Genomic DNA, 23993 nt, shown 5'->3' on the forward strand with positions numbered 1-23993 from the left:
TGCTTGTAGAAAAAGTGATTCAGGTATTCCTCTATAGCGGAGCGTCTCTTAGTGAATAATTCACTTAATTTAACGAGTTAAAGTGCTCGCTGATGCGAGCGTAGCGACTCCCGACGCTAAAATCACATCGAGAATAGCTACAGTGTTCTTATTTCACGAGCTGGGTTACCTGCTACTACAGTATTAGGCATTACATTTTTAGTAACCACAGCACCCGCACCCACAATACTATTTTCACCAATGCTTACACCCGCTAAAATAATTACACCTGCGCCAACCCATATGTTATTGCCTAACGCGATAGGCGCTGCAAAGTTTTCCTTATTAAGCTTTTTTGCTGGATTAGTAGCATGTGACACAGCTAAAAGCTGAACGTTCGGGCCTATTAAGCAGTCATCACCCATGGTGATTAAGTAATTGGCCAGTGGCTAGTTGAGGTGTAATTAATATTTATAAAAGTAGGATTGTTAATGAAGGCTGAGATATTTAGTCGTTAATCGCTATTTAGAAGTTTTACCTAGTTGTCTTGTTCTAAATTTTATATAGATACTTCTAATAAAGTACTTAAGAAAACTGTACTATTACAGGTGTTTTAAAATAACTATAACGAGAAACATATGAAATTATTAACTGCAGCAACTTTAATAGTTGCTTCATCGACAGCTTTTGCAAGCCCTGCACCGTTAGTGTCTATTCCTACTCATGATGCCTTTTTTAATAGTATTGCAGCGCATTGCGGTAAAGCTTTTGAAGGTGAAGTAGCGGTAGATAACGCGAAAGGGCCAAGCTCATTTACAGATAAAAAGCTGGTTATGCATGTACGTAAATGTAGCGAGGCTGAGTTACAAGTACCGTTTCATGTAGGAGACGATGCATCACGTACGTGGATCATAACGAAAACGGGTAGTGGCTTGAGTTTAAAGCACGATCATCGTCATAAAGATGGAACAGACGACGCATCAACTATGTATGGTGGCCATACGCTTGATGCAGGGTTTTCGCAAATGCAGTCGTTTCCAGCAGACCAATACTCTAAAGAGTTATTCGTAAAACAAGGCATTGCACAGTCTGTAGGTAATACATGGCAAATGTATATTTACTCAGAAGTATTTACTTATCGATTAATTCGCCAAGGACGTGAGTTTAAGGTGGATTTTGATTTAACTAAACCGATTACTCCACCATCAGCACCTTGGGGTTATAAAGACTAAGGTTACTTACCCTTGTTTGTATCTTCTTTAGTTTCGCATTGTAGTAAAACACTTAAATCTGGTTGGTAAGCACGTGGTTTTGTTGGAAAGCGCTCGTACTCTTGCACGCCTTCAAGTATTTTCAACATAAAGGTATTGCCGCGGCATAGACGGTCAGCATGGCGTAATAAAAATACACTTTGATTGGTAAAGTGTTTGTAATCGTCTGACTGGATTTCTATTTTATAGTTGTCTTCGCCAATTTTTGTTTGGTAGTAATGCACTTTGTTGTCAAAGTCGTAGAGCTTCTCTGTTTCGGCTTTTTCAGCAAGTGCAGTATTTGCACTTGAAAGGGCCACCAGTGTAGCGCCTATAAATAAGCGTGGTGCGTTTATTCCTTTCATAAAATATATCCTTTAATTTGCGAACTTTATACCCATTAATAAAAGTAATAAGGTCGATTTCTTTACGTATTAGTCTAACACCCAAAAAGGGAAAGTGTGATGTTCAAACAAATAAAACAACTTTTTGCTGTATTCGATGAACAGCAGCCAAGTATGCAAGAGCACGATTTAAAAACAGCTGTTGCTGCATTATTAATTGAAGTTATGCGTGCAGATACCAAGCTTGAACATGATGAACAACGAACCCTGACTGTAACCTTAAAAAAGTATTTTAATTTAACAGATATTGAGGTTAATGAGCTTACTAATAACGCGGAAAGTAGCTTAGATGATTCGATAGATTACTTTCAGTTTTCAAAACAGGTTAATGAGCATTGCAGCGCGGCGCAGCGAATAGAAATAATAGAATTATTATGGCGCTTAGCGTATGCCGATGGAGAAATAGATCCCCAAGAAGACTACGTAATACGTAAAGTAGCAGGGCTTTTATATGTAACGCATACCGATTTTATCGCCGCAAAACTCGCGGCGACAAAGTAATTAGTTATTTAGGCGTGCAAGTTATCTTAACTTACTTGCAACGCTTACTAACTGATGAGCAAGCGCCGATACTCGCTCTGCAGTAACAGGTTCATTAATTTGCCCATTTTCATCAAACAATGTGTGTACAGCGGGTACTGCAAGTTGATCGGCAAGCACTAACGATCCAATACCACTTAATATATCACGTACATGATTTAAACCGCGTAACCCACCAAGTCCACCTGGTGATGCTGAAAACAGCGCCACTACTTTATTACGAAAAGCAGGAACAGCACCTTGCTCTGTGCGCGATGCCCAATCAATCGCATTTTTAAGTGCTGCAGTTATAGAGCCGTTGTACTCTGGGCTTGCTAGTAAAATACCGTCAGCTGCACGTAGCTTGTCTTTTAAAAGCTGTACATCGCTTGGTGTACCTTGCGCTTCAATATCTTCGTTAAATAGTGGGATGTTTAATTCGTTTAGTTTTATTACTTCTACTTCAGCACCTGTTTGTAGAGCAAAACGTGCTGCCTCATTAATAATTTTTTGATTAAAGCTTTCTTGTCGAAGACTTCCTGCTAGGGCGATAATTTTTGGTGCTGACATGCTAGTGACCTTTTAGTGTTTAAACTTACAACGCTAATGTAGCAAAATTTTGCTTGTAGAAAACCCCAATAAACGCAACACTTGTGTGCGTAAATGCACATAAGTATAAGGTAAGCAGCATGGCGATAAAATTTGAAGATTGGCAAGACGTTAAAGTAGCGTTTGAAGTAGCACGATTAGGCACGTTAACGGCGGCAGCAGAAGAGCTTAATGTGCACCACAGCACAGTACTTAGGCGAATTAATAATCTTGAAAAAAACTTAAATGCACGCCTTTTTCATCGCCATGCTCGTGGTTACAAGGTTACTGAAATTGGCACCAAGTTATTTGCAACAGCACAAACTATCCATAGCTCCTTAGAGCAGTTACATAACGATATAGCAGCAGCCGATAGCACCCTTAGAGGGAGTTTATTGCTAACGACGGTAAGTGGCTTTATGGATGTACTTGGTGATGTATGTGAGCAATTTCAGGCATTACATCCGCAAGTGCAGTTAGAAGTTATTTTAGAACAAAAAAGGTTAAGGCTCGATCACGGACAAGCACATATTGCAGTTCGTGCAGGCCCAAGGCCTGATGAAGGCGATTATATTGCTCAGCATTTAGCGCAGTTATCATCGGGTTTATACGCTAATAAACGTTACATTAATAAGTACGGCATGCCTAAATTATTAAGTGATTTACAACAACATAACTTTGTATCGGGTGTGGCGGGTTTTAATGCCCGCGTACCTTATTTTGCATGGGCAGATGAACATATTCCTGCATCGCAAATTAAGCTGCGAGTATCTGAAACCGCAGAAGCGACTCGTGCAATAATTAAAGGGCTAGGCATTGGCGGATTACAGCATGACGTAGCGGCGCAATATTCTGATTTAGTACCTATATTACACAGTGAGTTAAGCTGGCCTACCGATGTATGGTTAGTCACGCATCATTTAGTGCATCGCACTGCTAAAGTACAAGCTTTTGCAGGGTTGTTAAAAATACATTTTAGTAAGTTAGCTGCTAATCAATAGTTTTAGCAGCATTTTAGCTGTGTTTTAAATGATTATAGTGTTTTTTTTACTTCTATGCCTAGGCGTTTAGCCAAGCGTACTAAGTTAGCTCTATCTAATTCAAGTACTCTTGCTGCTGCTGACCAGTTGTAGTTATGCTTCTTTAATTGCTCGGTAATTACGTTGTATTGCAACGATTCTACAGCTTGCTTTAAAGGTTGGTTGATTAAGGTGTTGGTTGTACTTTGGCTTGCTACTAGAGAGTTTTGCGGCGCACTCGGGGTTAAATCACAGTGCTCGCTTGTAATGGTTATTATTGGATTTTGCCATTGGCTTTGTTTTGCTTTTAGGGCGCTGCGACTAATAACATGTTCAAGCTCGCGAACGTTACCTGGCCAGTTGTACTGATTAAGCAGTACTTGCGCTTCAGGGCTTAGTTTTAATTGTTTTATCCCTAATTTACGGGCTGTTTGCTCAATAAAATAACCAGCTAAGAGTGTTATGTCGTGCTCGCGTTTACTAAGTGGTGGCACAGTAATAGGGTAGACACTGAGGCGATGGTATAAATCGGCTCTAAAGCGACCTTGAGCTACTTCTTCTTTTAAATTTCTGTTGGTTGCGGCAACTACGCGTACATCTACGTACTTTGGCGTGTCTTCTCCTACCGTTTGTATTTCGCCACTTTGTAGCACTCGTAATAGTTTACTTTGCATGGCCAGGGGCAGTTCGCCTATTTCATCTAAAAATAACGTGCCGCCATCAGCTAATTGAAATTTACCTTGGCGCGAATTTTGTGCGCCTGTAAAAGCCCCTTTTGCATGACCAAAAAATTCACTTTCGGCGAGGTTTTCAGGAAGTGATGCACAATTTAAGTGAATAAGCGGTTGATCTTTTCGAGCTGAATTTAAGTGAATATTACGTGCAACAAGTTCTTTTCCTACCCCTGTTTCACCTAATATAAGCACGCTAAAGTTAGATGCTGCAACGAGTTTAATTTCGTTTTTAAGTGTTTGCATTAGCGGACTTTGACCAATAATTTCACCGCCGTCCCGTGTTAACGCTTCACGATTTAGTTCTTGCACTAATGCACTTGAGTGCTGTGCATGCTGTTTGTAATGGGCAAGCTCTAAAGCTGTTTTAAAATGCGCACTACACAGCGTTTGTAAGGTATTGAGTGTATCAGCGCTTATGCTGTTAAATGCATTGGCGTTAAGGCTATCAAACGTAAGTACGCCAAGTAGCGCGTTTTTATCATAAAGAGGTAAGCCTAAACATGCATGTACCGGTATGTCGCCGGTTTTAGCTAATAGTAATCCGTCGTATGGATCGGGTAGCGGGCAGTCGTGCGCAAATTGTAGCGCGAGTGTGCTTTTGCAAATAGCTTCTAGGCGAGGGTGTTCTACTATCTTAAATCGCCTGCCAAGACTGTCGGACATTAACCCTTTAATTGCCAGTGGTTTTAATTGCTCACCCTGAAGCACTAATAACGCGCTTGCATCACTAGGAATCACCCGCTCAACCGTTGCTAGTAATTGATCAAAGCTATGCTCGTGTAGTGTACTTTGAGCAAGCTCTAGAGCAACTTGTGTAAGGTTGAATTGCTGGTTCATGTCAAAATGACCTGTTTGTGTTCTTATGAGTTAATTTATAGTAGGTCATAAAGACTCATACTGTAAAGTGGTTTAATTTAACTTATTGAATTTAATTAATTAAATTTGTTGGCACAGTATGTGTAATAGCTAAGTAACGTAGTTAGTTACAGAGATCGCCATGAACACACTAATGCTGAATAATTTAAATAATCAAACACAGTTTAGTTCACTATACGAAACAGTATTATTTGCTGCCAATACTGCATTAGCTGTGAGTTTAGTGTGTATTACGGCAAGTATTTTAATTAGCTACCCGTTTGCTGAGTACTTTTCCATGGCGGTGCAAGTATCAGCTCATATTGGGACTATTGTTATTGCTGCTATTTTAAAAGTAAGTTACGTACTGCGCTGTGTTGCACAACATGGTTTAGGGCAGGAGGTACGATAATGCGCCCTATAAACTTAACTGAGCCAATGCCAGCACGCGTTGCTATTCATCAAGTATCTCAATGGCCATTATGGATGCTCGCTTTTAGACCTTTCTTTTTAGGCGGTGGCTTATTGGCATTTTTGTCGGTGGGGTATTGGCTACTTATTTTAACAGGCCATGCAAGTTGGCACTCATCGATACCTGCGACATTATGGCACGCGCACGAAATGCTGTTTGGCTTTGCAGGAGTTGTAGCTGTTGGCTTTTTACTTACCGCTGCACAAACATGGACAGGCGTACCGAGCATAAGTGGGAAAGCCCTTATGTGGCTTACGTTTATATGGCTTGCAGCGCGCTTAGCCTTTTTTGTGATATTGCCTGATATTGCTCATTTTAATTTATATGCTGCACTTACATTACAAGTTATTTGGTGGCTAGGCGCCATAGCAGTACTGGCTAATATGTTATTAAAAGCCAATAGCAAAAGTAACTATCCGTTTTTAGCTATTTTAGCTGTGCTTTGTGGGCTCAATGTATTGTATTTAATACTTGTTTTAAAACAAAACATGCAGCTTGCACTTGGTGTGGTTGATACCGCAGTACTGGTAATTACTTTACTAGTTGGCATTGTTGCGGGTCGCGTTCTACCATTTTTTACCGCTAAAGGTCTAGGTTTAACCGCACAAGTTCGCACTCCTAAAATAGATAAAGCGGTGATGTATTTATCTATTTTGGCTATCACTTTATTTTTCATCAACAAGTTGTTTTTGAACACGATTAATCCTGCGTTAGTTGTTGCAACTGTTGCTGCGCTTCACCTGGTCAGGGCTGGTTTTTGGTGGGATAGCAAGGTATTGAGAGTGCCGTTGTTATGGTCTTTACATTTTTCCTACTTAGCGTTAGGCGTAGGGTTAATGATGGTTGCATTTAGCTTTTATAGCAGTGCAATACAATTTAAAGATGCGCTGCACTTAATCACTATTGGCACAATAGGTATGATGATTTTAGCAATGATGACGCGTGTATCACATGGTCATACAGGGCGTACACTCGCTATTCCTCATTACATGGCTGTTGCTTTTGCGTTTTTGCTTGTGGCCGCTATTACTCGTTCATTACTCCCTTTTATTATTGGGCCTCACCTTGCTTGGCAAATAAGTGCTTTGCTGTGGTTAGTGGCTTTTTCATTATTTTTAATTCACTGCACACCTATATTAACGCGGCGTCGTGTTGATGGGCGTCGTGGTTAGTTCATCCATAGGAAACACATATGTTATCTGATAAAACCATTGAGATTGTAAAAAGCACAGTTCCGTTATTAGCAGAGGCGGGTACGGTTGTTACCGATCATTTTTATAAGCGTTTATTTAGCCATAATCCTGAGCTTAAAAATATTTTTAATATGGCGAATCAAGATACAGGTCGTCAGCAATTTGCACTTTTTAATGCATTGGCTGCGTATGCACAAAATATTGATAATTTAGCCGTATTAAAAGAAGCGCTAACACGTATTAATCATAAGCATACAAGCTTGAATATTTTACCTGAGCATTACCCTATTGTAGGTGCACACTTAATTGGTACGCTTAAAGAGCTTCTTCCTGAGCAATTTACTCCCGATGTTGAATACGCTTGGCGCGAAGCTTACGGCGTACTTGCTGATATTTGTATAACCGAAGAAGCTGCTTTGTATGAGCACAGTAAAAATAAACACGGTGGTTGGGCGGGAACTCGCCAATTTGAAATAACCAACAAACAGGCTGAATCAGAACTAGTAACGAGTTTTACACTTACGCCAGTTGATGGCGAAGCTGTTATTACACATAAACCAGGGCAGTATTTAGGTATTAAAGTTAAGCCAGAGGGCGCTGAATATGAAGAAATTCGCCAGTATTCTATTTCACAAAAAAGTAACGCTAAAAACTACCGTATTAGTGTTAAAAAAGAGCTACAGCCAAAGCCTGGCATGGTGTCTAATTATTTACACTCATTAGAGCAAGGCACTATTGTTGAGCTATACCCGCCGGCAGGAGACTTCTTTTTACGTAATAATACAAGTCCAGCGGTACTCATTTCAGCAGGTGTTGGGCAAACGCCAATGCTGGCTATGCTTGAAACGTTATTAAGTGACAACTCTAATCAAGAGATTATGTATTTACATGCCTGCGAAAATACTCAGCAGCATTCGTTTTCAAAATATTTAAATGAGTTAAATGCAGTTTATAACCGCTTACAAACAATGACGTGGTTTAACCAAGCGACAGAGGGCGCTGACTTTACTGGGTTAATGAACCTAAACGCAGTACAAGCACAGCTACCATTGAGTAATGGTGACTTTTACTTATGTGGTCCTGCCGGTTTTATGGCATTTATAAAAAACCAGTTACTTGAGTTAGGTGTTAAAAACGAGCAGATTCATTATGAAGTGTTTGGTCCGCATCAAGACTTGTAATAACGCTTTAAAATAGAAAAAGGCGCGCAGCGATATGCTGCGCGCCTTTTTTATTAATTTATAAACATTAATAAAGTGCCTTATAACTCTTTACAGGTAACACCTTCAAGTACTGTAGTAAGCTCTTTTTTAGGATAGTAAAGCTCGCATTGGTTATTACGTAGTTGCAAAATAAACTTCTCAGATTTTATATTATGCGCGCCCATAATTACTCTGCCATCAGACCCTTTACTCATTGCATGATCAATTAGCAGTTCGCTACGTTTAGTAAATACCGAATCGGCAAGTGTTACTAATGTGCCTCCCTTAGCTTGTTGAATTGCCTGTTGTAGTGTTGTAATAACGCTGGGATTAACGCTCGTTAATATAGCGGGTTTAGCAGGCTCACTATCTACACTTTGGCATCCGCCTAAAGCGAGCAAGGTGGCTAATGGGAGTAATAATTTAGCCATTACCTTTCCTCACCCAGCGTTGGCCAAGTTAAGTCCATATTACGCTGGGTAAATTGTACCGGCATATTTAAAGGAATGAGAGATTCACGAGAGCTTGAAAAATTAGCTGGTTCTGCTTTTGCAGCAGCCGTTCTAACTGGACAACTGCCATTTTCAACATGAAATAATGCGGTGGCTAAAACGGCCTCGTCACTGTCGCCTAACTGATGATCAAAGTCGTCCTCAATTTCACAACCTTGAACATCAGCATCAAATTGTGGAGTAGGGGTTGGTGTAAACCCCGCAGCGTATTCGCCAAATCCTTTGCTATTTACGCCACTAAACTGAATAGTGTAATAGGTTGTTGCGCAGTTATGAGTTGGGGTAAAGCCATAGGGCTTACCGCAGGTTGTGTCGCCAATTAAAATAACTTCTGCGTCTATACCTTTTAAACCATTAATAAAAGCTTCTGATGCCGAACAGGTGCCTGATGTGCTTAATACATAAACCTTTGATAGGTTTAAATCAGGTAGGTTTTCACCTGTGCTAAAAAAAGTAGAGTAATCTATTTCTTCATCAATAAATGGGAAGGGCGAATCAACGGGTTGTTTATCGTTTTGTTGAGTTTGATAATAAAAGCGGTTGTTAACGTTGGCATTACCGGCAACCATATAAGCTAATTGTGCCGACAGTGCTAATAAACCACCACCGTTATATCTAAAGTCGATTACAAGCTCATCAATACCATCGGTTTTAAACTTATTTACCGCATCAATAAGCCCTTCTTGGGCAATGCTTATATGGCTATTAAATTGCATGTAACCCACGCTTGAACCATTTGCGGTTGTAATCGTTTTAACATTTTGAACAGGTGTTTGTTCAATATTACCAGCGGTTACATTAAATGTTTTTTCGGCGCCATCGTTACTGCGTACAACAATAGTATGTGAGTCGCCGTTAGTAGGACTAAATAAACCTTCGTTAAGCGTATCTACACCCGACTCTGTATTGGTATTAATGCTAACACCGTCAACTGAAAGTACGGTATCACCACGTTGAAAGCCTATTTGGCTTGCAGGCGAATCATCTTCAAGATAAGCAACGCGTAAAATACGATCGGCTGTATCGCCAATAAACGCCCAATTTATACCGTAACCAGAAGTAACGCCCGATTGCGCTTCTTGAAAGTAATCTTCAGTAGGTTCTGAAAAATGAAAGTTATCTTTTTTTGCACCTGAGTCGGTAAGCTGCTCTGTTTTTAATTGGGCAAAATAATCGGCTACTGTGGCAAAGCTTTCAGGGTCGTTATCGGCAATCTCATCATACCAAAGGTATGTTTCGTCGCTCCAAGAGCGAAGCCAAAGCTTTTCATAAAGGGCAGAACCCGCTTGATCTGGGTAGGGGTTGTTGTTATTAAAGGGATCGTTACCCGTACGAGGGATTTCGCAAAAGTTTTTTAAATCGTTAGAGGGCTCAAATACCGCCGCTGTCCATGTTGGGCTGCTACTAACAGGTGTTGTAACTATAGGCGTGGTAACTACAGGAGCAGAGTCGATACCGCCTCCGCCGCCACAACCCGTTAAAGCAAAGCCCGAAAGTGCTGCAAAAATGGCAAGCGAGGTTTTATTATTTTTAAACATAGTTAAGGACTTTCTGTAAATAAGTTGTTTAAAATATTACAACACTCGCTCGTTTATTCAACATTTATAACTTTGATTTATGTAAATGAGTGTTAAAGCTTAGAGCTTGCTCGCACTACTTGTATCTGCAAATGCTTGCTTTTTCCACGCATTAAATAACTTTTGCTGTTTATCAGAGATTTTTAAACCGTATGTTTTCTGCATGTAAGCGTAAGTGTCGGCTATACGTTTACGTGCATAGACAGGCGGTTCAACTACACGTTGCTTAAAGTTTACTTTTACTTCGCAGCGACCATACTGTGTGGCGTTTTCGCTAAGCATGCCAAAACGATAATTAGAGCGATCGGCATTAATTTCGCCAATAGCTGGCGCTAAGTTATTTATATCAGCTTCCATTTTTCTAAATTTAGCACTTACTTTACGGCAGTTTTTACGTCCGCCATCTTGCCAACATTGTAGCTGATGACCAAATTCCCACGCCGGAACAATATGTTCCCACTCAATGCGTAGTGCTCGCACATTTACTTTGCCTGAGCGGGTAAGTGTATTTCGAGGAATGTAACCACAGTTAGAAGGATCAGGAATGAGTTTTTTGCCTTCTTTTTTGATATCACAACCGCAGTAAATACTTTTGGCGTTGTCAGGGAGGGTTTTAATTAAATGTCTTTTAGCCGTTGAAAAACGGGTAAATTGTTCGGCAGATACCGAAAAACACACACAGCAAGCCAGTAAGGCCAGAATAAATCGAGTCATATCCATCACAAATGTGAACTACAGGAACAGGCAGTTTAAAGCCTTGAAGATAAAAGATAAAGTTAACTTAAGGCCTGCACTTATATTACTAAAAAGTGTCCGATTAATTTTTTATTCAAAGTTATTTTCACTATTCATTTATTTCTTACTATTTATCGTATTTTAACCACACAAGATTATACGTTAAGGAGTATGCTTAAAGCTTACTCAATATGGGGATTTGGATTGCAAATGAAATTTGTTGATTATTATGCAGTGCTCGGAATATCGCCTGATGCAGACGATAAAGCGGTTAAAGTAGCTTATAAAAAATTAGCCAGAAAATATCACCCAGATGTAAGCAAAGAGCCTCAAGCAGAAGATAAGTTTAAAGAAATAGCAGAAGCTTACGAAGTCATTCATAACAAAGAAGAACGCACTAAATACGACGAGTTACGTCGTCATCAACAAAATCGTGCTCGTCAACAGCAAGGTAATTATGGTGGTAACAATGCCTCATCGCAAAGTAATTATCAGCAAAGCGATCCTCAAACCGATCAAGAGTTTTCTGATTTTGTTAATTCAATGTTTGGCGGCGCCGGTGGATTCAATCGTTCCGGGCAGAGCAGAAGTAACGCTACTCGCGCGCAAAAAGGACAAGATGTGGAAATAGAGTTCCCGATTTTTCTTGAAGAGACTTTAGTTGATACCGTTAAGCCTGTTGAGTTTATGTTACCGCAGCGAGATAGTAGTGGTCGTGTCTCTGAAATTAAAAAATCACTTAAAGTGAAAATTCCCGCAGGTTCAGTAAATGGCGAACGAATTCGACTAAAAGGGCAAGGCGGATTAGGGTCAGCGAACGGGCAAAATGGCGATTTGTACTTACAAATTAGTTTAGTGCCCCACCCATTATTTGATGTTGAAGGTCATAACCTAAATATAGTCGTCCCTCTTGCACCATGGGAAGCGGCTCTTGGTACAAAAATAAATTTACCTACGTTGGCAGGCAAAATCCAATTAACTATTCCATCTAATAGTCAGTCTGGTCAACGCTTGCGTATTAAAGGTAAGGGATTAATGAGTAAAAAAGCCAAAGGTGATTTATTTGCTGTGCTTAAAATTGTTAATCCAACATCTGTTGATGATACCAGTAAAAAACTTTGGGAAGAATTAGCCGAAAAAGCTCACTTTGATCCCCGTAATAACTGGAGCAAGCCATAATGCAAATTATCGTGACACAAAAAGATGATTTACTTACTAGCAAAGAGCTATGTTTGAGTAGTGATATTAGCGAAGCAATTTTATATGAGCTAGTTGAGCACAATATTGCGGTTCCAATTGAGGGGAAGCATGTTACGCAGTGGCAATTTACGGTATCTGCAGTGACCTTAGTTAAAAAAGCGGCCCGTATTCAACATGACTTTTCGTTAGATTGGTCGGCAATAGCTTTAGTTTTACAATTGCTGGATGAGCGTGATGAGTTGATTTTCGAAAACGAAATGTTAAAGCGACATTTGAGTCGATTTAAACACTTGGAATAAAATCTGCCCTTGGGTACTTCCTAGGGCTTATTTAGTCTTTGGTGAGAGTGCGCTAGTTCTTAAAAACCAATATGACTACTTTGATTTATTCTTACTTTTAATTCGGATAAATCGTTTTAGTCGTATGTTTTGCATAAGTAGTAATATTCCACTTAGGCAAAAAAGTACGCTGGTTGCTGCAAAACTAATAAGCAGCGGATTATTAAAATCCTCTCGCTCATCGTAATCCATAATATGTAACATCCAAAAAAAGTCGAAAATTCGCCATAGTGTGCTGCGAACGGTGACAACTCTGCCGTTATTTTCTGACAAGTACAGTGTTGTGTTAAATGTGTCGTCAAATTGTACCTGCCAAACATTGGTTTTATATCCAACTTCTCGCATACCTTGCTTTAGCAGTACAGCGCTTGTCACTTGAGCATCAATAAGTAAGTGTGCTTTAGCATTTGCGGTAATTTGTATTTTAGTTGGCGGCTCAAAAGGTCGGCCTGTTATACCGTTAAAGCTTTGCTGTTCATCTTTATTTATTACTGTAATTATAGGTGTGGTTAAAAAGTTCTCAAAAATTATTTGTGTTGGATTAACCACCTGAGATGCAATATCGTTAAGGGAGGCAACATAATCAGCCTGCGTAAATGGGTTATTAAGAGTACGTGTTGCAAGATGCTCCCCATGAACTTTATCAAGAGGAATAGCGCTCATGACTAAACCGCCTAATAGCCAAGCTAAAATTTGTAATGTGAGCAAATAACCGAGCCATTTATGTAACTTGCGAGCATACTTAAATATTTTTTTATTCATGTTTTAGTCTTATTATTTTTAGAGGCTAGTTTATTACATTAATGGGATTAGTTACTGCGACATTTTGTCGCAGTTTAAACTATAGCTTACTGTAATCATTTAAAAATAAAAAAGATTACACTTAAATTGCTAACATGACTTATTTGTTTAATTGAGCTGAGTGTTTGATATCCAGCTAGCTTTAAACGCTAAAAAATACTTAAAAGCTGCGAAATATCTATATAAAGTGGTTAATAGAGCATAGTTGATTTGGTATAACGGTAAAACTGCGTTAAAGTTTGCAATGAAATTATTAGAGGATAAATACGAAACGATGTCGGAAATTCAATTTTTAAATGTAGATCTTGAGCTTGAATCAAAGCAAGATATTAGTTTGCTAGTGGCAGACTTGAAAAAAGTCGCGACGATTTTACATTATGACAAAGACGAATACCGTCAATTAGCGCGTATTGAAGCAACAGGTGTAGTAAACACGCCTGACAAAGCAATAAACCATATATGTGAGCTTATTGAATCGTGTTCGCGTAACGCGCTAAAACAATGGTTAAGCTGTTCACGTAGAACGTTTGATATTGGTTTTGAATCAGGCACTTCACCTAAGTGCTTTAATCAAGCCTTAGATGCAGATACACTATTGCGTATATCTGCGATTGGTGCGGGTATGGAAATTACAATTTACCCAATCGAAAAGTAACTATCTTCGCTCTACGACTGCTGCGGTCATTTTTGATACGCAGCACAGCTCATTGCGGCTATTTGTAATTTTTATTTCCCACACTGAACTACGTTGGCCAATATGAAACGCTCTTGCCGTTGCTGTTAAAGTGCCGTTGCGAGATGCTTTTAAATGACTTGCGCTAATTTCCTGCCCCACGCAGTAAAATTTTGTAAAATCGACAACAAAGTTAGCTGCATAGCTGGCAACTGTTTCGGCAAGTACAACGTTAGCACCGCCGTGAACCATTCCCATTGGGTTATGATGCTCAGGAATTGCCGGCATAGTGGCTACTAAGTAATCATCACCAATTTCAGTGACTTCTATTCCCATGGTTTTCATTAATGTTCCTTGGCCATCAATGCCTTGTTCTAACTGCTTGCACAGCTCTAAAGTGATGGGCTGGTACCAAATACTCATAATGACTCCTTTGCTTTTTTAATCATTTATAAACCTAGCTTTAGTTATATCCCTAAAATGTACACAAGTGAAATTACTTTGGCTATTTTAAGGCTTAATTTAAATTTGCGATTTTTATTTAACTGTATATACTCACAGTTAAATGTACTGTATGGAAAACCAGTTGTATGCGACCATTAACGAACCGCCAAGCTCAAATACTCGAACTAATTAAAGTTTTTATTAAAGACACTGGTATGCCTCCTACACGTGCTGAAATAGCGCAAACATTAGGTTTTAAAAGTGCCAATGCTGCTGAAGAACATTTAAAAGCACTTGCTAAAAAAGGCGCAATTAAAATGAAACCAGGTGCAAGCCGTGGTATTCAGTTAATTGAAGAAGAAGAGCCAGAACAATTAGGTTTACCGCTTATAGGGCGTGTTGCTGCTGGTTCACCTATTTTGGCGCAAGAGCACGTTGAAAGTCACTGCAAAATCGATCCATTAATGTTTAAACCGGCTGCAGATTTTTTACTACGCGTTAACGGTATGAGCATGAAAGATATTGGTATTATGGATGGTGATTTACTTGCTGTACATCGTACTCAAACCGCTGAAAATGGGCAAGTTGTTGTTGCCCGCCTAGACGAAGACGTAACTGTAAAACGTCTTGAGAAAGCGGGTCGTAAAGTATTACTTCATGCTGAAAACGACGATTTTGAATCTATTGAAGTAGATCTTGAGAATGAGTCTTTTAATATTGAAGGCTTAGCCGTTGGCGTTATAAGAAACGCTGATTGGATGTGACTTTAAAAATAGCTTTTAAACAAGCAGTTTTATAAATGCGTACTAATTAGTACGCATTTTCTGTTTTAAATTCGCACTAAAAATAGGGCATAAATAGCTCACTGACAATTTAAGCTGTAAACTTTTTTGCACTTATATTTTCCCCCTCCGAATGCGTTAAACCCCTTTGTTTTGCTCATCTTTTGAACTTCCTGTTACCTAGTTGGTTACTGATTTTTTATTAATTACTCAATATCACCTGATTGTTTTTTATACTAAAACTTGCTTGTTGTTCATTTTTTAGCTAATTATTAATGTGCTGAGCTAATAATAACTCACAGCTTTTTAGTTTTGAGAACACACAATATACACAAACCCGTTGTTGGCGCAGCAAAACCAATCAATATTAAATGAGATTGACTAAAAAAATAAAAATAACGAATTGGCGTTTAAGCCGTATGCCTCTTCGCTTTGCATTCGCAATAGCATCAAAGGAGCCGTCACATGGGTAAACTGACCTCTACCTTGTGGCTTATATTATGTGTTTTTTCGCACCCAGTTTTGGCTAACAGCCAATACAATATGCGCAAAGGCGTAACCGATATAAGCAATAATGTATATCAGCTGCACATGACCATATTTATAATATGTTGTGTGATTGGGGTGATAGTGTTCGCAATTATGTTTTGGGCACTTATTCATCACCGCAAATCTAAAGGGGCTGTACCTGCCCAATTTCACGAAAGCACTAAAGTAGAAATACTTTGGACTGCAATCCCGTTTGTTATTTTAATTGCTATGGCAGTACCAGCCACTAAAACCCTAATTGCAATGGAAGATGCCAGCAAAGCTGATCTCACTATTAAAATTACAGGCTCGCAATGGAAATGGCATTATGAATATATGGGTGAAGATGTAGAGTTCTACTCTATTTTATCTACCCCGCAAGATGAAATCGCGAACCTTGCAGATAAAAATCCTAACTACTTACTTGAGGTTGATAAGCCTCTTGTACTGCCAATAAATCAAAAAGTACGATTTTTAATGACTTCTGACGATGTTATTCACTCTTGGTGGGTACCTGATTTTGCAGTTAAAAAAGATGCGAATCCCGGCTTTATAAACGAAACATGGACGAACATAAACGAAGAAGGTACTTACCGAGGCCAATGTGCTGAGTTGTGTGGTAAAGATCATGGCTTTATGCCTGTTGTGGTGGTCGCTAAATCTGAGGCTGATTTTAAAACGTGGCTTGCAGATGCAAAGCAAGCTAAACAAAAAGCAGCATTAGCAGATGCCGCATTACTTGATAAAACCCTCCCAAAAGAAGAATTAATGACTTTAGGCGAACAAGTATATATGGCCAATTGTGCTGCATGTCATCAGCCTACTGGCATGGGGTTACCGGGTGTATTTCCTGCACTTAAAGGCAGCCCTATAGTGCTTGGCAATATAAAAGATCACATTGATGTAGTTATCCATGGGCGACCCGGTACGGCAATGCAAGCATTTGCCAAACAGTTATCTATAAAGCAATTAGCAGCGGTTATTACTTATAAACGTAATGCGTGGGGTAATGATACGGGTGATGTTATTCAACCGAGTCAAATACAGGCAGCACTTGATGCCAAAGTGGAGGCGAACTAATGAGTAGCATAGTAGAACAACCTAACGCCAATGAAGCTCATCATGCTCATCACCCAGCTAAAGGTTTTAAACGCTGGCTTTACACAACTAATCATAAAGATATAGGTAGTTTATATTTAATTTTTTCGCTGACCATGTTCTTAATTGGTGGCGGGATGGCTATGGTGATCAGAGCTGAATTATTTCAACCAGGTTTACAGTTGGTCGATCCTCACTTTTTTAATCAAATGACCACAGTGCATGGTTTAATTATGGTGTTTGGTGCGGTTATGCCGGCCTTTACAGGCCTTGCTAACTGGATGATACCACTCATGATTGGCGCGCCAGATATGGCATTGCCAAGAATGAATAACTGGAGCTTTTGGATTTTACCGTTTGCGTTTTTAATCCTATTGGCATCGTTATTTATGCCTGGTGGGGGTCCTGCATTTGGCTGGACTTTTTATGCACCACTGTCTACAACATACAGTAATGACAATACTGCATTGTTTGTATTTGCCGTACATATTATGGGGATTAGCTCAATAATGGGCGCAATCAATGTGATTGTAACTATAGTGAACTTACGTGCCCCTGGCATGACATGGATGAAGTTGCCCTTATTTGTATGGACGTGGCTAATTACTGCCTTTTTATTAATAGCGGTAATGCCAGTGCTTGCAGGGGCTGTCACTATGGTACTTACCGATAAGTATTTTGCGACCAGCTTTTTTGATGCCGCAGGCGGTGGCGACCCGGTGATGTTCCAACACATTTTTTGGTTTTTTGGTCATCCCGAAGTATACATAATGATTCTTCCTGCCTTTGGCATTATATCTACAATAGTACCTACCTTTTCTCGTAAAAAACTTTTTGGCTATGCCTCAATGGTATACGCCACATCCTCCATAGCACTATTGAGCTTTATTGTATGGGCTCATCATATGTTTACCACTGGGATGCCGGTCGCTGGCGAGTTGTTTTTTATGTACGCGACCATGCTTATATCGGTACCTACAGGAGTAAAAGTATTTAATTGGGTTGCCACAATGTGGAAAGGCTCAATAACTTTTGAAGTGCCAATGCTTTTTAGTATTGCGTTTATTGTGCTGTTTACCTTAGGTGGCTTTTCGGGGTTGATGCTGGCAATTACACCTGCTGACTTTCAGTACCATGATACTTATTTTGTAGTGGCGCATTTTCATTATGTATTAGTAACAGGGGCTGTATTTTCGATAATGGCGGGGGCCTATTACTGGCTGCCCAAGTGGACGGGCAATATGTTTAATATCACGCTAGCTAAATGGCATTTTTGGCTATCGCTGGTGAGTGTGAACGTACTGTTTTTTCCTATGCATTTTGTAGGGCTTGCCGGTATGCCGCGTCGAATTCCCGATTATGCACTTCAATTTGCCGACTTTAACGCAATCATAAGTATTGGTGGATTTGCCTTTGGTTTATCGCAATTGTTGTTTGTAGCTGTGGTAATTAAATGCGCGCGTGGCGGTGATAAAGTGCCTGCAAAAGTATGGGAAGGGGCAGAAGGGCTTGAGTGGGAAGTTGACTCTCCAGCGCCATATCATACTTTTTCTACGCCGCCGGTAATTAAGTAATGACACACGCACCGCTACTCAAACGTTTGGTACTTATTTGCATAGGCATGTTTGCCTTTGCCTTTGCTTTAGTACCTTTGTATGACGTGTTTTGTGATGTAACAGGGCTTAATGGAAAACCTTCGCTTGAGCAAGCAGAGCAAAGTACACAAATAGTACAAAATCGAGAAGTCGGCGTTAGCTTTACTACTCACGCACAAAGTGGTGCACCATTTGAAGTTAAATCAAAAGAATACAGTGTAGTGGTAAAACCCGGTGCAATGCGTGAAGTAATGTTTAGTGCTAAAAATAACAGCAATCTAGATAAAGTAATGCAGGCTGTACCATCAGTCTCGCCAGGTAAAGCGGCAAAGTATTTACACAAAATAGCCTGTTTTTGCTTTGATCAGCAACCTCTAAAAGCAGGGGAAGAACTTGAATTTAAATTACTTTTTTATGTTGATACCGCACTGCCAAGCGATATTGAAGAATTAACTTTATCTTATACCGTATTTGATATTAGTGAACAGCTGGTGGCAAGTAACAACTAGCTTTTTAAACTAGTGTGAAACTAGGAGTAAATAAAATGAATCAAGAATATGAGCATTATTACGTACCTGAGCAAAGCCCATGGCCTATTGTAGGTGCTGTTGCATTGTTTTTTATTGCAGTAGGGGCAGGCTTGACTGTTATGAGTGTAGGTAAAGAAGGTGGTAGCGGGGTTTATCTGCTTTATGCCGGTATTGCTGTACTTGTGTATATGTTGTTTAGCTGGTTTAAAAATGTAATTAGTGAATCGGACCAAGGTTTGTACTCAGCACAAATGGATCGCTCTTTTAGACAAGGTATGAGCTGGTTTATTTTTTCTGAAGTTATGTTTTTTATGGCCTTTTTTGGTGCGCTTTTTTATGCACGCGTATTGTCGGTACCTTGGCTTGGAGGCGCAGGCAATAATGCAATGACTAACGAGGTTTTATGGCCAACTTTCGAAGCTGTTTGGCCGCTAGTTTCAACACCTGCTGGCGAAACTACTCAAGCTATGGGCTGGCAAGGCTTACCGCTTATAAATACCTTAATACTGCTTACTTCCTCAGTTACTTTACATTTTGCCCACGTAGCGATGGAAAACAATAAACGCACTCCACTTAAAGTTTTTTTAGGCGCTACTATTTTATTGGGCGTTTGCTTTTTAGGGCTGCAAGTTGAGGAGTACATGCATGCATATAATGACCTTAACCTAACGCTAGATGCGGGTATTTACGGTAATACGTTCTTTTTATTGACTGGTTTTCATGGCATGCATGTAACGTTAGGAACGGTACTTTTATTTGTAATATTTTTACGGATATTAAAAGGGCACTTTACTAGAGATAAGCATTTTGCTTTTCAAGCAGCTGCTTGGTATTGGCACTTTGTTGATGTGGTGTGGCTGTGTTTGTTTGTATTTGTATATGTGCTGTAGCGTTTATTGGCGAATTATTTGCTTTAATAAAACCAAGTTTAAGCGCTGCAATAACAACAACTAAAACAACGACCGAAAACAATACGCGACGACCTAAAAAGTGAGACATAGGTCGTCCCCCAGTTTTCCCTGACACCATAATAAACAATGCTCTAAATAAGTTAAAAAGTATAAATATTAACAACAGTACGATAATAATTTTAATAATCACTGAGTTGACCCTTTATGCAGTTAGTTTTATGGCACAAACAAAAGCTTAGTTCACTAATCACACTTTGTATGGTTGTGGTTGTTGTACTTGTGTGTGTGCGACTAGGATTTTGGCAGTTGGAGCGAGGTGAGCAAAAGCAGCAACAACTAACCGCTATTGCTAAGCAACAGAATCGGGGTGTGATGAGCTGGTCTCAATTACTTAACCTGCCTGATAGCTGGAACAAAACTGGTGTATTGGTTGAGTTAAAAGGGCGGTTTGTACAAAACCAATATTGGCTTTTAGATAATCAAGTTTATAACGGGCAAGTAGGGTACGACCTACTTGCTTTACTAAAGCCAGACAGCGAAGAAAAAGTGATTTTAGTTAATTTAGGATGGGTAAAAGCGCTAATATCTAGAGATACACTGCCAAAGGTTACTCTGCCTACAGGTGTTTTTATTCTTAAAGCGCAAATAAAAGAAAATAACCTAAGTAGCTTTACGCTTGAAGATAAAACTACAAATAACGACTTACCTACAAGAATCCAATCTATCGACTTGAATATGCTGAGCACTCAAAGCCAGCAATCATTAATTAATTTTATGGCTTACAGACAAGGTACTGGTGATGAGATTGCAACACCTCATTATGAGGCAGTTGTTATGAGCCCTCAAAAGCATAATGCCTACGCTGTGCAATGGTTTTTAATAGCTGTTGCATGTGCTGTTGTGGCTATTTTTGCGAGTAAAAAAAGGACACATAATGAAAAATAATCCCCTTTTGTTGTTTGTGGGTTGCTGCGCAATCCCATTAGTTTTGGCATATGGCGCATTAAAGTTTGATTGGTTACCTACTGCAATTACTAATAATGGTGAGTTTTTAAGCCAAGAAATAAAACTTAAAAATTGGCCGCAAAATAATCCCAAACAATGGACTATCGCACTTAATTATTCAAACGAATGTAACACCCCATGCAGCGAACAGCTCAATGCACTTAATAACTTATATGTGGCACTTGGTAAAAACCAAGGCAAGGTTGATATGGCTGTAATGGGAAGTCCCGACAATAAAAATCTACCATGGAAAATTATTACCGAGCAACAGAGTTTAAATCCTGCAAGTTTATATTTAATTGATCATATGGGGTTAGTGGTACTTGAATACCCCTTTAAGGTCGAGCCACAAGAAAACCGTTTAGTACAAAAAGGATTATTAAAAGATCTAAAAAAATTACTTAACTATTCTCGTTCTAGCTAACTAAGTTGAGCTTAAGTTGGAGTATCTGATGTATAAAAATTATAAAAACTTAGTATTAATAACAGGATTACTCGCTTTGATTGTAGTTGCTTTAGGTGCGTACACCCGCTTAAGTGATGCAGGTTTAGGGTGCCCCGATTGGCCTGGTTGTTATGGCTTTTTAACGGTACCTAAGCATGAGGCTGACATAGCCTTAGCAACTCAAAGCTACCCCGATATGATGTTCGAAACCGCAAAAGCGTGGAAAGAAATGATTCATCGCTACTTTGCAGGTGCTTTAGGCTTACTTATTTTAGGTTTATTTGTGTTGGCTTTTTTAAAACGCCAATATCCAACTACGCCAGTTAAATTGCCTTTGGCTTTACTTCTACTAGTGGTGTTTCAGGCTGCCCTTGGTATGTGGACAGTAACCATGAACCTTCAGCCGCTTATTGTAATGGGCCACTTATTAGGTGGCTTTAGTATTTTGTCACTTATAACGCTTTTATATTTACGGCTAACCGCAAAACCTATTATGGGTGGCGATAGCGGCGCAAAACGCTATTTCGGTTTAAGTTTAGTAGCGCTCAGTGTATTAATTATCCAAATTGCACTTGGTGGTTGGCTGGCTGCAAATTACGCCGCTCCACATTGTAGTGGTTTGCCATTGTGTAATTACGCACAACCGTTTTCATTGAGTAGCGTATTTCAATTACCACTTGAGCACAGTAATTATGAGTTTGGTGTGTTATCGCAGCAAGCGCGTATGTCTATTCATTTATTACATCGCATTTGGGCACTCGTTACTTGCATTGTTCTGGCGTTAATTATGTGGAAAATATACAGCCAAGCGTACTCTAAAAAAATTAAAAATTGCGTTGTGAGTGTATTACTTGTTCTGCTTTGCCAAATTAGCTTAGGGCTTATTTTAGTACATTGGCATATTCCGTTGGGAGTTGCACTGGCGCATAACTTGATGGCAGCCATACTGTTATTAAGCATGGTTAGGTTGTGTTATTACCTAAAATCACGCACATAAAGGGGAAATATGATGGCACTTATAATTGATAAAAAAATACTGCTACCCGTTAATACTCAATCGCTAATTTCGCGTACTCATAGTTTGCTGCAAGACTACTTAGCAATTAGTAAATTTAAAGTGGTAGCCATGCTGGTGCTAACAGCTTGGGTTGGTTTAGCGCTGGCTCCCGATGTAGGGCGCGGTATGGTCGTACAGTTTATTAGCTTGTTAGGTATAGGGCTACTTTCTGCTGCTGCAGCTGTTATTAATCATGTGGTTGATAGCGAGATAGACTCAAAAATGGCGCGGACTCGTCATCGCCCTGTGGCTAAAGGGCGTTTAAGTAAAACACATGCGCTTAGTTTTGCAGCTGTTATTGGGGTTGCTGGTTTTATTATGCTGATGGTGTGGGCCAATACCTTAACCGCTATATTAACGTTATTTGCATTGGTAGGTTATGCATTTGTTTATACATCATTTTTAAAGCGTGCAACGCCGCAAAATATTGTTATAGGTGGGTTGGCTGGCGCAATGCCTCCATTATTAGGTTGGGTGTCAGAAACAAACCAAATGGCAGCAGCCCCTTGGTTACTCGTAATGATAATATTTACCTGGACCCCACCACACTTTTGGGCGCTGGCTATAGCACGAAAAAGTGATTATGAACGCGCTAAAATCCCTATGTTACCAGTAACCCATGGTATCGATTTTTGTAAAACGTGCGTCGTTGCTTACTCTGTTTTACTCGCTGTTGTTTGCGTATTACCTTATTTAATCGGTATGTCTGGATTAATCTATTTGATAGGTGCATGTGTATTAAATGCCGTGTTTATATATAAGGCGGTCAATTTAAAAATTGCTGGAAATGATGAGACTGCAATGGACTTATTTCGTTTTTCGATTATTCATTTAATGGTACTCTTTGTAATCTTATTTATAGATAAATGGCTCCCTTTATGAAGCAGTTATGGCTTGGATTAATTGTTATTTTAGTTTCGTTTTTATCAGCATGTTCAAATGAAAATAGTCCACCAGATGTAGATGCATTAGTTTACGAAAATGCAAAGCCACTGTCTGATTTTACGCTAAACGATCAGCGCGGCGAATTAGTAACTAAGCAACAATTTTTAGGACAGTGGAATTTAGTATTTTTAGGCTACACAAGCTGCCCAGATATTTGTCCATTAACACTTGCTAAGTTAAATGCTGTTTATAAAAACTTACAAGCAGATTATCCGCTACAAGTTTGGTTTTTATCGGTTGATCCAAAACGCGATACACCAGCTAAACGAAAGCAATATATAGATTACTTTAACCCAGACTTTTTAGCTGTATCAGGGGAACATAAACACCTTTTTCCTGTTGTTCGAGAGCTTGGTTTAATTTACGCCATTAGCGATAGTAGTGAATCAGAATATGCTGTTGATCATAGTGCCTCGGTCGCTATGGTTGATCAAAATGGAGCCGTTAGAGCTATTTTTAAACCAGAGTTTAAACAAGGTAGTGTGCCATTAATTAATGCGACGACTTTAACCGAAGAGTTTAAAAAAATAGCTGATTACTATAAAAACTAGTTTTTTACTTTTTACCAATTTTAAAGGAGCTTTAGGCTCCTTTTTTTGTAT

At 39.4% G+C, this 23993-nt stretch carries 28 protein-coding genes and 1 pseudogene; 19 read left to right on the forward strand and 10 right to left on the reverse strand.

Annotated features, from left to right (window positions below; genetic code table 11):
* Nucleotides 1-137: 137 nt before the first annotated feature.
* Nucleotides 138-428 (reverse strand): annotated as a pseudogene (locus CXF76_RS04980) (DapH/DapD/GlmU-related protein); the annotation flags it as partial.
* 189 nt (nt 429-617) lie between these two features.
* On the opposite strand from CXF76_RS04980, the gene CXF76_RS04985 reads away from it, so the two are divergent.
* Nucleotides 618-1211 carry a hypothetical protein gene (locus tag CXF76_RS04985; RefSeq protein ID WP_024591702.1) on the forward strand — a complete coding sequence of 198 codons (594 nt, stop codon included), beginning with the start codon at nt 618-620 and terminating at the stop codon, nt 1209-1211.
* A 2-nt stretch (nt 1212-1213) separates the two neighbouring features.
* Here CXF76_RS04985 and CXF76_RS04990 read toward each other — a convergent pair whose 3' ends face one another.
* Complete coding sequence (locus CXF76_RS04990) at nt 1214-1594, reverse strand: hypothetical protein (RefSeq protein WP_024591701.1); 381 nt, start codon at nt 1592-1594, stop codon at nt 1214-1216.
* A gap of 99 nt (nt 1595-1693) precedes the next feature.
* Between CXF76_RS04990 and CXF76_RS04995 the strand changes: the two genes are divergently transcribed.
* Nucleotides 1694-2134 carry a tellurite resistance TerB family protein gene (locus CXF76_RS04995; RefSeq protein WP_024591700.1) on the forward strand — a complete coding sequence of 147 codons (441 nt, stop codon included), beginning with the start codon at nt 1694-1696 and terminating at the stop codon, nt 2132-2134.
* 21 nt (nt 2135-2155) lie between these two features.
* On the opposite strand, the gene CXF76_RS05000 is transcribed toward CXF76_RS04995, so the two are convergent.
* Entirely contained in the window at nt 2156-2722 is a 567-nt protein-coding gene (locus CXF76_RS05000; protein WP_007584922.1) for an NADPH-dependent FMN reductase, read from the reverse strand.
* Between the two features lie 119 nt (nt 2723-2841).
* Between CXF76_RS05000 and CXF76_RS05005 the strand changes: the two genes are divergently transcribed.
* Entirely contained in the window at nt 2842-3741 is a 900-nt protein-coding gene (locus CXF76_RS05005) for a LysR family transcriptional regulator (RefSeq protein WP_101163179.1), read from the forward strand.
* 32 nt (nt 3742-3773) lie between these two features.
* Here the strand turns inward: CXF76_RS05005 and norR are convergent, their stop codons facing one another.
* A complete protein-coding gene (norR, locus tag CXF76_RS05010; protein ID WP_008138686.1) occupies nt 3774-5330 on the reverse strand; it encodes a nitric oxide reductase transcriptional regulator NorR in 1557 nt (518 codons plus the stop codon).
* 160 nt (nt 5331-5490) lie between these two features.
* Between norR and CXF76_RS05015 the strand changes: the two genes are divergently transcribed.
* Genes CXF76_RS05015 through hmpA form a run of 3 tightly spaced genes read left to right on the forward strand, consistent with a single transcriptional unit; the run spans nt 5491 to nt 8194 of the window.
* On the forward strand, nt 5491-5760 hold the full coding sequence (locus CXF76_RS05015) for a hypothetical protein (RefSeq protein WP_007584928.1): 270 nt from the start codon (nt 5491-5493) through the stop codon (nt 5758-5760).
* On the forward strand, nt 5760-6992 hold the full coding sequence (locus CXF76_RS05020; RefSeq protein WP_010555391.1) for an NnrS family protein: 1233 nt from the start codon (nt 5760-5762) through the stop codon (nt 6990-6992). Before CXF76_RS05015 ends, CXF76_RS05020 begins: the two co-directional genes overlap by 1 nt.
* Nucleotides 6993-7012: 20 nt before the next feature.
* Nucleotides 7013-8194, forward strand: a complete 1182-nt coding sequence (hmpA, locus tag CXF76_RS05025) for an NO-inducible flavohemoprotein (RefSeq protein ID WP_101163180.1) — start codon at nt 7013-7015, stop codon at nt 8192-8194.
* 80 nt (nt 8195-8274) lie between these two features.
* Here the strand turns inward: hmpA and CXF76_RS05030 are convergent, their stop codons facing one another.
* The 3 genes from CXF76_RS05030 to CXF76_RS05040 form a co-directional block, all read right to left on the reverse strand.
* On the reverse strand, nt 8275-8646 hold the full coding sequence (locus tag CXF76_RS05030; protein WP_002959634.1) for a hypothetical protein: 372 nt from the start codon (nt 8644-8646) through the stop codon (nt 8275-8277).
* Nucleotides 8646-10265: a S41 family peptidase gene (locus CXF76_RS05035; protein WP_101163181.1), complete on the reverse strand. Its 1620-nt coding sequence runs from the start codon at nt 10263-10265 to the stop codon at nt 8646-8648. Before CXF76_RS05035 ends, CXF76_RS05030 begins: the two co-directional genes overlap by 1 nt.
* A 99-nt stretch (nt 10266-10364) precedes the next feature.
* The gene (locus CXF76_RS05040) at nt 10365-11018 is read right to left on the reverse strand and encodes an endonuclease (protein WP_029751433.1); all 654 of its coding nucleotides are present in this window, start codon (nt 11016-11018) and stop codon (nt 10365-10367) included.
* A 231-nt stretch (nt 11019-11249) separates the two neighbouring features.
* On the opposite strand from CXF76_RS05040, the gene CXF76_RS05045 reads away from it, so the two are divergent.
* The gene (locus CXF76_RS05045; protein ID WP_101163200.1) at nt 11250-12218 is read left to right on the forward strand and encodes a DnaJ C-terminal domain-containing protein; all 969 of its coding nucleotides are present in this window, start codon (nt 11250-11252) and stop codon (nt 12216-12218) included.
* Nucleotides 12218-12538, forward strand: coding sequence for a chaperone modulator CbpM (locus CXF76_RS05050; RefSeq protein WP_007584937.1), 321 nt, complete (start codon nt 12218-12220; stop codon nt 12536-12538). The genes CXF76_RS05045 and CXF76_RS05050 overlap by 1 nt, the downstream gene beginning before the upstream one ends.
* 75 nt (nt 12539-12613) lie before the next feature.
* Here the strand turns inward: CXF76_RS05050 and CXF76_RS05055 are convergent, their stop codons facing one another.
* Nucleotides 12614-13339 carry a membrane protein gene (locus tag CXF76_RS05055; RefSeq protein ID WP_024591693.1) on the reverse strand — a complete coding sequence of 242 codons (726 nt, stop codon included), beginning with the start codon at nt 13337-13339 and terminating at the stop codon, nt 12614-12616.
* Nucleotides 13340-13652: 313 nt separating this feature from the next.
* Between CXF76_RS05055 and CXF76_RS05060 the strand changes: the two genes are divergently transcribed.
* Nucleotides 13653-14033 (forward strand): hypothetical protein, encoded by a 381-nt coding sequence (locus tag CXF76_RS05060; protein WP_008138697.1) that lies wholly within the window; start codon nt 13653-13655, stop codon nt 14031-14033.
* On the opposite strand, the gene CXF76_RS05065 is transcribed toward CXF76_RS05060, so the two are convergent.
* On the reverse strand, nt 14034-14474 hold the full coding sequence (locus CXF76_RS05065) for a PaaI family thioesterase (protein WP_101163182.1): 441 nt from the start codon (nt 14472-14474) through the stop codon (nt 14034-14036).
* Nucleotides 14475-14641: 167 nt separating this feature from the next.
* Here CXF76_RS05065 and lexA point away from each other — a divergent pair, with 167 nt between their 5' ends.
* From lexA to CXF76_RS05090, 5 genes are all read left to right on the forward strand, one after another.
* Nucleotides 14642-15259 (forward strand): transcriptional repressor LexA, encoded by a 618-nt coding sequence (gene lexA, locus CXF76_RS05070; RefSeq protein WP_007584941.1) that lies wholly within the window; start codon nt 14642-14644, stop codon nt 15257-15259.
* A 483-nt stretch (nt 15260-15742) separates the two neighbouring features.
* A complete protein-coding gene (gene coxB / locus CXF76_RS05075) occupies nt 15743-16885 on the forward strand; it encodes a cytochrome c oxidase subunit II (protein WP_101163183.1) in 1143 nt (380 codons plus the stop codon).
* Complete coding sequence (gene ctaD, locus CXF76_RS05080; RefSeq protein WP_007584944.1) at nt 16885-18477, forward strand: cytochrome c oxidase subunit I; 1593 nt, start codon at nt 16885-16887, stop codon at nt 18475-18477. Before coxB ends, ctaD begins: the two co-directional genes overlap by 1 nt.
* Nucleotides 18477-19007 (forward strand): cytochrome c oxidase assembly protein, encoded by a 531-nt coding sequence (locus tag CXF76_RS05085; RefSeq protein ID WP_002959612.1) that lies wholly within the window; start codon nt 18477-18479, stop codon nt 19005-19007. The genes ctaD and CXF76_RS05085 overlap by 1 nt, the downstream gene beginning before the upstream one ends.
* A gap of 35 nt (nt 19008-19042) precedes the next feature.
* Nucleotides 19043-19918: a cytochrome c oxidase subunit 3 gene (locus CXF76_RS05090; protein ID WP_101163184.1), complete on the forward strand. Its 876-nt coding sequence runs from the start codon at nt 19043-19045 to the stop codon at nt 19916-19918.
* Here the strand turns inward: CXF76_RS05090 and CXF76_RS20890 are convergent.
* Nucleotides 19821-20129 (reverse strand): DUF2909 family protein, encoded by a 309-nt coding sequence (locus CXF76_RS20890; RefSeq protein ID WP_076916441.1) that lies wholly within the window; start codon nt 20127-20129, stop codon nt 19821-19823. The genes CXF76_RS05090 and CXF76_RS20890 overlap by 98 nt on opposite strands.
* Nucleotides 20130-20143: 14 nt before the next feature.
* On the opposite strand from CXF76_RS20890, the gene CXF76_RS05100 reads away from it, so the two are divergent.
* From CXF76_RS05100 to CXF76_RS05120, 5 genes are read left to right on the forward strand one after another with little or no spacing between them, the layout of a single operon-like run.
* Nucleotides 20144-20884, forward strand: coding sequence for an SURF1 family protein (locus CXF76_RS05100; protein WP_101163185.1), 741 nt, complete (start codon nt 20144-20146; stop codon nt 20882-20884).
* Complete coding sequence (locus CXF76_RS05105; RefSeq protein ID WP_002959602.1) at nt 20874-21368, forward strand: hypothetical protein; 495 nt, start codon at nt 20874-20876, stop codon at nt 21366-21368. The genes CXF76_RS05100 and CXF76_RS05105 overlap by 11 nt, the downstream gene beginning before the upstream one ends.
* Nucleotides 21369-21396: 28 nt before the next feature.
* Nucleotides 21397-22386, forward strand: a complete 990-nt coding sequence (locus tag CXF76_RS05110) for a COX15/CtaA family protein (protein ID WP_007584952.1) — start codon at nt 21397-21399, stop codon at nt 22384-22386.
* Nucleotides 22387-22398: 12 nt separating this feature from the next.
* Nucleotides 22399-23328 (forward strand): heme o synthase, encoded by a 930-nt coding sequence (cyoE, locus tag CXF76_RS05115; protein WP_002959598.1) that lies wholly within the window; start codon nt 22399-22401, stop codon nt 23326-23328.
* On the forward strand, nt 23325-23942 hold the full coding sequence (locus CXF76_RS05120; protein WP_101163186.1) for an SCO family protein: 618 nt from the start codon (nt 23325-23327) through the stop codon (nt 23940-23942). Before cyoE ends, CXF76_RS05120 begins: the two co-directional genes overlap by 4 nt.
* Nucleotides 23943-23993 lie beyond the last annotated feature (51 nt).

Origin of the sequence: Pseudoalteromonas sp. 78C3 (assembly GCF_002836695.1) — a bacterium.
GTDB classification, from domain to species: Bacteria; Pseudomonadota; Gammaproteobacteria; order Enterobacterales; family Alteromonadaceae; genus Pseudoalteromonas; species Pseudoalteromonas arctica.

What these genes read in the sequence shown, in the direction of transcription:
- CXF76_RS04985 (WP_024591702.1), top strand. Translation starts at nt 618, where the DNA reads ATGAAATTATTAACTGCAGCAACTTTAATAGTTGCTTCATCGACAGCT.
- CXF76_RS04990 (WP_024591701.1), bottom strand. Translation starts at nt 1,594, where the DNA reads ATGAAAGGAATAAACGCACCACGCTTATTTATAGGCGCTACACTGGTG.
- CXF76_RS04995 (WP_024591700.1), top strand. Translation starts at nt 1,694, where the DNA reads ATGTTCAAACAAATAAAACAACTTTTTGCTGTATTCGATGAACAGCAG.
- CXF76_RS05000 (WP_007584922.1), bottom strand. Translation starts at nt 2,722, where the DNA reads ATGTCAGCACCAAAAATTATCGCCCTAGCAGGAAGTCTTCGACAAGAA.
- CXF76_RS05005 (WP_101163179.1), top strand. Translation starts at nt 2,842, where the DNA reads ATGGCGATAAAATTTGAAGATTGGCAAGACGTTAAAGTAGCGTTTGAA.
- norR (WP_008138686.1), bottom strand. Translation starts at nt 5,330, where the DNA reads ATGAACCAGCAATTCAACCTTACACAAGTTGCTCTAGAGCTTGCTCAA.
- CXF76_RS05015 (WP_007584928.1), top strand. Translation starts at nt 5,491, where the DNA reads ATGAACACACTAATGCTGAATAATTTAAATAATCAAACACAGTTTAGT.
- CXF76_RS05020 (WP_010555391.1), top strand. Translation starts at nt 5,760, where the DNA reads ATGCGCCCTATAAACTTAACTGAGCCAATGCCAGCACGCGTTGCTATT.
- hmpA (WP_101163180.1), top strand. Translation starts at nt 7,013, where the DNA reads ATGTTATCTGATAAAACCATTGAGATTGTAAAAAGCACAGTTCCGTTA.
- CXF76_RS05030 (WP_002959634.1), bottom strand. Translation starts at nt 8,646, where the DNA reads ATGGCTAAATTATTACTCCCATTAGCCACCTTGCTCGCTTTAGGCGGA.
- CXF76_RS05035 (WP_101163181.1), bottom strand. Translation starts at nt 10,265, where the DNA reads ATGTTTAAAAATAATAAAACCTCGCTTGCCATTTTTGCAGCACTTTCG.
- CXF76_RS05040 (WP_029751433.1), bottom strand. Translation starts at nt 11,018, where the DNA reads ATGACTCGATTTATTCTGGCCTTACTGGCTTGCTGTGTGTGTTTTTCG.
- CXF76_RS05045 (WP_101163200.1), top strand. Translation starts at nt 11,250, where the DNA reads ATGAAATTTGTTGATTATTATGCAGTGCTCGGAATATCGCCTGATGCA.
- CXF76_RS05050 (WP_007584937.1), top strand. Translation starts at nt 12,218, where the DNA reads ATGCAAATTATCGTGACACAAAAAGATGATTTACTTACTAGCAAAGAG.
- CXF76_RS05055 (WP_024591693.1), bottom strand. Translation starts at nt 13,339, where the DNA reads ATGAATAAAAAAATATTTAAGTATGCTCGCAAGTTACATAAATGGCTC.
- CXF76_RS05060 (WP_008138697.1), top strand. Translation starts at nt 13,653, where the DNA reads ATGTCGGAAATTCAATTTTTAAATGTAGATCTTGAGCTTGAATCAAAG.
- CXF76_RS05065 (WP_101163182.1), bottom strand. Translation starts at nt 14,474, where the DNA reads ATGAGTATTTGGTACCAGCCCATCACTTTAGAGCTGTGCAAGCAGTTA.
- lexA (WP_007584941.1), top strand. Translation starts at nt 14,642, where the DNA reads ATGCGACCATTAACGAACCGCCAAGCTCAAATACTCGAACTAATTAAA.
- coxB (WP_101163183.1), top strand. Translation starts at nt 15,743, where the DNA reads ATGGGTAAACTGACCTCTACCTTGTGGCTTATATTATGTGTTTTTTCG.
- ctaD (WP_007584944.1), top strand. Translation starts at nt 16,885, where the DNA reads ATGAGTAGCATAGTAGAACAACCTAACGCCAATGAAGCTCATCATGCT.
- CXF76_RS05085 (WP_002959612.1), top strand. Translation starts at nt 18,477, where the DNA reads ATGACACACGCACCGCTACTCAAACGTTTGGTACTTATTTGCATAGGC.
- CXF76_RS05090 (WP_101163184.1), top strand. Translation starts at nt 19,043, where the DNA reads ATGAATCAAGAATATGAGCATTATTACGTACCTGAGCAAAGCCCATGG.
- CXF76_RS05100 (WP_101163185.1), top strand. Translation starts at nt 20,144, where the DNA reads ATGCAGTTAGTTTTATGGCACAAACAAAAGCTTAGTTCACTAATCACA.
- CXF76_RS05105 (WP_002959602.1), top strand. Translation starts at nt 20,874, where the DNA reads ATGAAAAATAATCCCCTTTTGTTGTTTGTGGGTTGCTGCGCAATCCCA.
- CXF76_RS05110 (WP_007584952.1), top strand. Translation starts at nt 21,397, where the DNA reads ATGTATAAAAATTATAAAAACTTAGTATTAATAACAGGATTACTCGCT.
- cyoE (WP_002959598.1), top strand. Translation starts at nt 22,399, where the DNA reads ATGGCACTTATAATTGATAAAAAAATACTGCTACCCGTTAATACTCAA.
- CXF76_RS05120 (WP_101163186.1), top strand. Translation starts at nt 23,325, where the DNA reads ATGAAGCAGTTATGGCTTGGATTAATTGTTATTTTAGTTTCGTTTTTA.